The sequence below is a fragment of the Stenotrophomonas sp. Bg11-02 genome (genome assembly GCF_002836635.1).
Lineage (GTDB): Bacteria > Pseudomonadota > Gammaproteobacteria > Xanthomonadales > Xanthomonadaceae > Stenotrophomonas > Stenotrophomonas lacuserhaii.
In genome coordinates this window covers 185,224-191,461 of the sequence record NZ_PJAY01000051.1, presented here as the reverse complement: position 1 = coordinate 191,461, position 6,238 = coordinate 185,224, and the positions used below count along the sequence as shown (strand labels likewise).

Annotated in this window: 7 protein-coding genes; 1 reads left to right on the top strand and 6 read right to left on the bottom strand. The window is 66.8% G+C overall.

The window, feature by feature from the left end; genetic code table 11:
- The first annotated feature begins 33 nt into the window (after positions 1–33).
- Positions 34–909, top strand: coding sequence for a mechanosensitive ion channel domain-containing protein (locus tag CXG43_RS06365; RefSeq protein WP_101099187.1), 876 nt, complete (start codon positions 34–36; stop codon positions 907–909).
- Positions 910–1,026: 117 nt separating this feature from the next.
- Here CXG43_RS06365 and CXG43_RS06360 read toward each other — a convergent pair whose 3' ends face one another.
- The 6 genes from CXG43_RS06360 to CXG43_RS06335 form a co-directional block, all read right to left on the bottom strand.
- Positions 1,027–2,139, bottom strand: a complete 1,113-nt coding sequence (locus CXG43_RS06360; protein WP_101099200.1) for an alkene reductase — start codon at positions 2,137–2,139, stop codon at positions 1,027–1,029.
- A gap of 117 nt (positions 2,140–2,256) precedes the next feature.
- The gene (locus tag CXG43_RS06355) at positions 2,257–3,105 is read right to left on the bottom strand and encodes an EcsC family protein (protein WP_101099186.1); all 849 of its coding nucleotides are present in this window, start codon (positions 3,103–3,105) and stop codon (positions 2,257–2,259) included.
- Between the two features lie 122 nt (positions 3,106–3,227).
- Complete coding sequence (gene orn / locus CXG43_RS06350; protein WP_101099185.1) at positions 3,228–3,797, bottom strand: oligoribonuclease; 570 nt, start codon at positions 3,795–3,797, stop codon at positions 3,228–3,230.
- A gap of 66 nt (positions 3,798–3,863) precedes the next feature.
- On the bottom strand, positions 3,864–4,385 hold the full coding sequence (gene tadA, locus CXG43_RS06345; protein WP_101099184.1) for a tRNA adenosine(34) deaminase TadA: 522 nt from the start codon (positions 4,383–4,385) through the stop codon (positions 3,864–3,866).
- Positions 4,378–4,833, bottom strand: coding sequence for a manganese-binding transcriptional regulator MntR (gene mntR, locus CXG43_RS06340; protein WP_101099183.1), 456 nt, complete (start codon positions 4,831–4,833; stop codon positions 4,378–4,380). Before mntR ends, tadA begins: the two co-directional genes overlap by 8 nt.
- 189 nt (positions 4,834–5,022) lie before the next feature.
- On the bottom strand, positions 5,023–6,150 hold the full coding sequence (locus CXG43_RS06335; protein ID WP_198551445.1) for a DNA adenine methylase: 1,128 nt from the start codon (positions 6,148–6,150) through the stop codon (positions 5,023–5,025).
- Positions 6,151–6,238: the final 88 nt, after the last annotated feature.

Genomic DNA, 6,238 nt, shown 5'->3' with positions numbered 1-6,238 from the left:
AGTCGAGAGGCGGAGGATGGTCGGCAGCGTCAGATGTGTATAGGAGACGGGTCCTGGTGGCACAGCCTCAACTGGGAACGCATCTTCGAAACCTACGGCCTGCCGCTGATCGCCGCCATCGTGGTGCTGCTGGTCGGCATCTGGCTGGCCCGACGCGTGTCCAACGTGCTGCCACGCGCCACCGCGCGGGTCGGCATGGACCCGATGCTCGGCAGCTTCATGCGCAATGTGGTGTATGCCGCTGCGCTGGTGATCGTCGCGGTGCTGGCCATCGCCACGCTGGGCGTCCCGATCTCCCCGCTGCTGGCGGTGCTGGGTACCGCGGGCCTGGCGATCGGCCTGGCCTTGAAGGACTCGCTGTCCAACATCGCTTCCGGGGTGATGCTGGTGACCCTACGGCCGTTCCGCGTGGGCGACGTGGTGACCGTGGCAGGACAGACCGGCACCGTGCGCGACGTGCGCATCTTCCAGACCGTCATCACCGGCGCCGACAACCAGCACACCACCATCCCCAACACGCTGATCACCGCCGCCCCGATCATCAACCTCACCGCCGAGCCGACGCGCCGCGTGGAGCTGGTGATCGGCATTGGTTACGAGGACGACATCCAGCTGGCGCGCGATACCGCGCTGTCCATCATGAAGGCCGACAAGCGCGTGCTGGCCACCCCGGCGCCGGACGTGGTGGTCTACGAACTGGGCGCGCACTCGATCAACCTCGGCATCCGCTGCTACGTCAACGCCGCCGACCACTTCGGCACCAAGGTGACGCTGCTGGAGCAGTTGAAGCTGGGCTACGACAAGGCCGGCATCAACATCCCGTATCCGCAGCAGGACATGCACCTGTACCTGCACGGCAAGGACGGCAGCGTCACCAACGCCGAAGCCCTGGTGCGCGACCCGCGCTGAGACCCGGTAGTGACGACCGCTGGCCGTCATGCCCCTGCTCCTGGTGGTGACGACCGTTGGTCGTCACGTTCCTGCCTTCCGCTGCGCTCGCCGAGCATGGCTCGGCGCTACCGCCCGCTACGCTTCCGCAGCCTCCAACACCGGGTAATCGGTGAATCCTTCCACCCCGCCACCAAAATAGGTTGCCCGGTCCGGCTCGTTCAACACCGCACCGGCCTGCAATCGTTGCGGCAGGTCCGGGTTGGCAATGAATGGCCGGCCGAAACCGATCAGATCGGCCCAGCCCTTCGCCAGTGCCTCTTCGGCACGCGCCAGGGTGTACTTGCCCGCATAGATCAACGTGCCGCTGTAGATGATCCGCAGTGCCTCCTTGAACGCCACCGGCATCAGCGGTGCGTCTTCCCAGTCGGCCTCGGCAATGTGCAGATAGCCCACGCCGAGCTGATCGAGCACGTGCGCCGCGGCCAGATAGGTGGCCTGCGGCGTGTCATCCACCGCCCCCTGCAGCGTAGTCAGCGGTGCCAGCCGCACCCCTACCCGCTCGCCGCCGGCCACCTCGACCACCGCCGCCGCCACTTCGCGCAGGAAGCGCAGGCGGTTGCCCAGCGCGCCACCGTAGCCATCGGTGCGCTGGTTGGCCTGTGAATCGATGAACTGGTTGATCAGGTAGCCGTTGGCACCGTGCAGCTCCACCCCGTCAAAGCCTGCGTCCAATGCATTGCGGGTGGCCTGTGCGTACTCGGCGACGATGCCTGGGATCTCCTGCTCCAACAGCGCCCGCGGCATCGAATGCTGGATCATCTCACCCACCCCGGACTGCGGCCCGGCACCCGTGGGATCAACGAACACCTTCACTCCCTCGGCCTGCAGCGCGGACGACGAAACCGGTGCAGCATTACCCGGCTGCAGGGCCACGTGGGACACCCGTCCCACGTGCCACAGCTGGGCGAAGATGCGCCCGCCCGCGGCATGCACCGCGTCAGTGACCACGCGCCAGCCTTCGATCTGCGCGGGGCTGTGGATGCCCGGCGTCCACGCATAGCCCTGCCCCTGCGGGCTGATCTGCGTGCCTTCGCTGACGATCAACCCGGCCGAGGCGCGTTGGGCGTAGTACTCCGCCATCTCAGCGGTGGCCACGTTGCCTTCGGCGGCCCGCGAGCGGGTCATCGGCGGCATCACGATACGGTTGGCCAGCCGCAGCGGACCCAGGGAATACGGGGAGAACAGCATGGAAAATCCTTGCGCGATGAGCATGCAACAAGGATGGGGGCCGGCCGACGCCGCTTACAGGTCCATCCGGGCAATACAGTTGTGCCTGCCGCGCAACGATGCGATGGCGCTCCTCGGTTACCCCTGCGCGATGCGCTGGTAACACGCCTGCACCACGTCCTCGCCGTACTTGCGTTCCAGCCGGCGCACGATGAAATGGCCACGCGCCACGTCCTGGTAGTAATCGGTGAACATGGTGTTCAACGCCGCACCGGTGGCCGCACCGACGATCGGCACCGCCTGCGCGGCGAACTTCTCGGTGATCACCACGCCGAACCGCGCGGCCACTTTTTCCACCAGCTTCGCCAGCAGTTTGCCGGCCTCTTTCGGCGCCACGCCCAAGGTCAGGTTGCGGCCGGCCACCACCCGCCCGGCCAGCTCGGCCGACAGGTGCCGCACCACGTCGGCGGTGAAGCCACGTGCCAGGTAATAGCCGGTTTCACTGGCGTCATCGCTCTTGGCATTGCCGCCCAGCGCGAACACTTCCAGGCAGGCCTGCCGGGTAGACATGTCAGCCAAGTCGAAACCCTCGCTGCGCGCCACATCGGCCACCGCGCGCATCATGATGGTGGTGGACACCGGCAGTTCGATCAGCAGCGCGGCGAAACCAAACGCACCGCCGACCGCACCGGAGGTCGCCGCGGCCAGCTTGTGCCAACGCGTGGAGGCGGACTTGCCCGGCGTGTTGTCCATGCTCATCAGCGCGCCCTGCACCGCCTTGTAGAGCGCCGCCTGCACGGCGCCGTGGATGCGGCTGGACACCGCGTTGGGCAACCGGCTCACCGCGAACTCCAGCGGCGTGCCGACCAGGTTGGCCATGCGCGCGGTGATGGTGGGGGCCTCCAGCAGGCTCACCGCCCGCTGCAGGTCGGCCCAGTCCTGGGGCTGGTGGGCGATATCACGGGGAAGCAGGATCGGCTCGTTCATGGGCCGATCTTAGCGCTGCGGAGTTGAACGGCCGGGTGATGACAATCGGGTAGTGACGGCCGCTGGCCGCCAGTGGGTCGCGGTCGATGACAGTGATGACGGCCAGCGGCCGTCACTACCCATCAGCCCGGCAGGCCCGCCAGCGTGCCCATGAACTGCCGGTAGTGCTTCAGTTCGTTGATAGAGTCATGCACGTCGCTCAGCGCGGTGTGGTTGCTGTTCTTGCCCACCCCGGCGGCCACCGCCGGGGCCCAGCGCTTGGCCAGCTCTTTGATGGTGGACACATCCAGGTTGCGGTAGTGGAAGTACTTCTCCAGCCGCGGCATTTCACGGTGCAGGAAACGGCGGTCCTGGCAGATCGAATTGCCACACATCGGCGAGGCGCCCGCGCCGATCCATTCGGCCAGGAAATTCACTGTCGCCGCTTCGGCCTGGCCCAGGCTGACCTGGCTGTCCACCACGCGCTGCCACAGGCCCGAGCGACGGTGCTGGTTGCGGTTCCACTCGTCCATCGCGTCAAGCCGCTCCACCGCGTGGTGGATGGCGAACTCCGGGCCTTCGGCAAGCACGTTGAGCTGGGCATCGGTGACCACCGTGGCGATCTCGATGATGGAATCGTTGTCGGTGTCCAACCCGGTCATTTCCAGGTCGATCCAGATCAATCGGTCATTGCCCGCGCCGGTGTCGGCCATCGTGTTGCCTCGCTGTGGGCGGGCCGCAGGCTCGCCATGAATGGATGCGCCATGATAGCGCGCCGTTCAGCATTCGTCGGCACCCGGCGCATCCAGCGACAGCAGCGGGCGGCCGCGCTTGGCCCGGAAATAATTGGTCAGCCGGGTGCTCGCCTCGCGTGCCAGCACACCGCCGTGGATCTCTACCCGGTGGTTGTGGCGCGCATCGCCGAGCAGATCGAACACGCTGCCGCAGGCCCCGGTCTTCGGGTCGGTCGCTGCATACACCAGCCGCCCCACGCGCGCATGCACGATCGCCATCGCGCACATCGCACAGGGCTCCAGGGTGACGTACAGCGTGCTGCCCATCAGCCGGTGGTTCTGCAGCGCCCTGCCTGCCCGTCGCATCGCCACGATCTCGGCATGCGCGCTGGGGTCGTGCTCGGCGATGTTGAGGTTCCAGCCTTCGCCCAGCACTTCACCTTCGGCACTGACCAGTACCGCACCGACCGGTATCTCGTTGAACTCGCGCTGTGCGCGCTCGGCCAGCGCCAGTGCTTGGCGCATCCAGTGTTCGTCGGCATCGTGGACCGGCAGCGCATCAGACATGCGGCGCCGCCTTGGCCAGGAAGGCCTCGAAGGCAGCCAGGGTCGCCTCGCTGACGTGGTGTTCGATGCCTTCGGCATCGCGCCGCGCGGAATCGGCATCCACGCCGAGCGCCAGCAGGAAGCGCTCCACGGTCTGGTGGCGCACGCGCACATCACGCGCCAGCTGCTCCCCGGCCGGGGTCAGGAACACGCCGCGGTACGGGCGCTGGATCGCCCAGCCTTCCTTGACCAGGCGCTTGAGCGCCTTGGCAACCGTCGGCTGGGCCACCCCGAGGCGGCTGGCGATGTCCACCTGGCGCGCCTCGCGGCCATCGGCGATCAGGTCGGCGATCAGCTCCACGTAGTCTTCCACCAGCTCGGACCGGCGCGCCTCGCGCACCTGCGCGAAGCCCTCCATGTGGACCTGGGTGGCGGGCAGGACGGATTTCGGGCGGGTGCTGTCGGGCATGCGGGTATTGTACGCGGGCGCCTGCAGGGCCGCTGAGCATGACGGCCAGCGGCCGTCACTACCCTGCCGCCTTGGTAGCGCCGAGCCATGCTCGGCGAGCGCAGCGGAAGGCACAAGCGTGACGACCAGCGGTCGTCACCCACCATCGCACCAGCATGACGGCCAGCGGCCGTCACTACCGTGTGCGGTTCAACGCTTGTCCAACAGGTACAGGAACTCGGTCACATGGGTGTCCCGGGCGCCCAGATTGCGGCTGCCGCGGAAGGTGTTGTAACGCGTGTCCATCACGCTCAACGCGCCCATCGCTTCCAGCGCGGCAACGAAGCGCTCGTGACTGATGAAGCCCTCCGAGTTGTACGAGATCAACACGAAACGGGCGCGAACCTGCGCCACCGCGTCGAACAGCGCGGCCTCGGCCAACCGGGCCTTGTTGTAATCCGACCGGTTCCAGTCGGTCGGAATGCCCGAGACCCGACTGACCTGCAACGGCCGCTGGTAATCACACAGCAGGTTCAACATGAAGTAGTTCGAACCATACGGATGCTCGTTGTAGGGCGGATCGAAGTACGCTACGTCCACCGTGCCCAGCTCGCGCACCAGCGCATTGGCATCGCGGCGGTGCAGCTGTACCTCGCACGCAAAGCGACTGAACACCGGCGCCTGCACCTCGATCGGGCGCAGGATACGTGACAGCGCATTGCGTGCCGTGCCACCAAACTGGCCCACGCCTTCGCGGTTCTTGTGGAAGCCTTTGAACACGCCGGAGGTGTTGGTGTACATAGACGCCTGCGCCAGCACCGGCGCCAGCAGGAACGGCTTCAACGCCACCGGCGTATCCACCAGCACCTGGCAGAAGGTATCCAGGAACATCGCGTTGCGCCGCGTATAGAACACCCGCTCACCAGGCTGGATGTCATCGTCGTCCAGCGGCGCATAGAGTTCGCACAGGAAGCCCGGCGCCAGTTCGCGCCGCATACGGTGCGCAACGCGGGCCAGTTCGTCATCCAGAGCCGCCGCATCCACGTCGGCCGCGTTGGCCTGGTAGCAGCGGTTGCCGACCTCGCTGTAGCGCTCCAGGTCATTGCACTGCAGGGTGGCGGCATGCCGGCGGGCCAGCCGCGCCACCACCCCGGAGCCGGAAAACAGGTCCAGAAAATCGATGCGCGCCTTGCCCAGGCAGTCCTTGGCGTGTGCGATGCCCGCCTCCACGAACGGCAGCAGGGCGCGCTTGTTGCCGATATAGGTGATCAGCTGGCTGCGCAGGTAGGCCGCGTGCTCGGCAGGCACGGAGTCGGTGGAATCTTCCTGCGGAGTCAAACGGTTCCCCTGATCACATGATGGCCTTCGAAATTCCCCGCCATGGTAGCGCCGAGCCACGCTCGGCGGGGCGTGCAGTGCAGTCAAT

Bases quoted from the DNA above. Each gene is read 5' to 3' on its own strand.
- CXG43_RS06365 (WP_101099187.1), top strand. From the start codon at position 34: ATGTGTATAGGAGACGGGTCCTGGTGGCACAGCCTCAACTGGGAACGC.
- CXG43_RS06360 (WP_101099200.1), bottom strand. From the start codon at position 2,139: ATGCTGTTCTCCCCGTATTCCCTGGGTCCGCTGCGGCTGGCCAACCGT.
- CXG43_RS06355 (WP_101099186.1), bottom strand. From the start codon at position 3,105: ATGAACGAGCCGATCCTGCTTCCCCGTGATATCGCCCACCAGCCCCAG.
- orn (WP_101099185.1), bottom strand. From the start codon at position 3,797: ATGGCCGACACCGGCGCGGGCAATGACCGATTGATCTGGATCGACCTG.
- tadA (WP_101099184.1), bottom strand. From the start codon at position 4,385: ATGTCTGATGCGCTGCCGGTCCACGATGCCGACGAACACTGGATGCGC.
- mntR (WP_101099183.1), bottom strand. From the start codon at position 4,833: ATGCCCGACAGCACCCGCCCGAAATCCGTCCTGCCCGCCACCCAGGTC.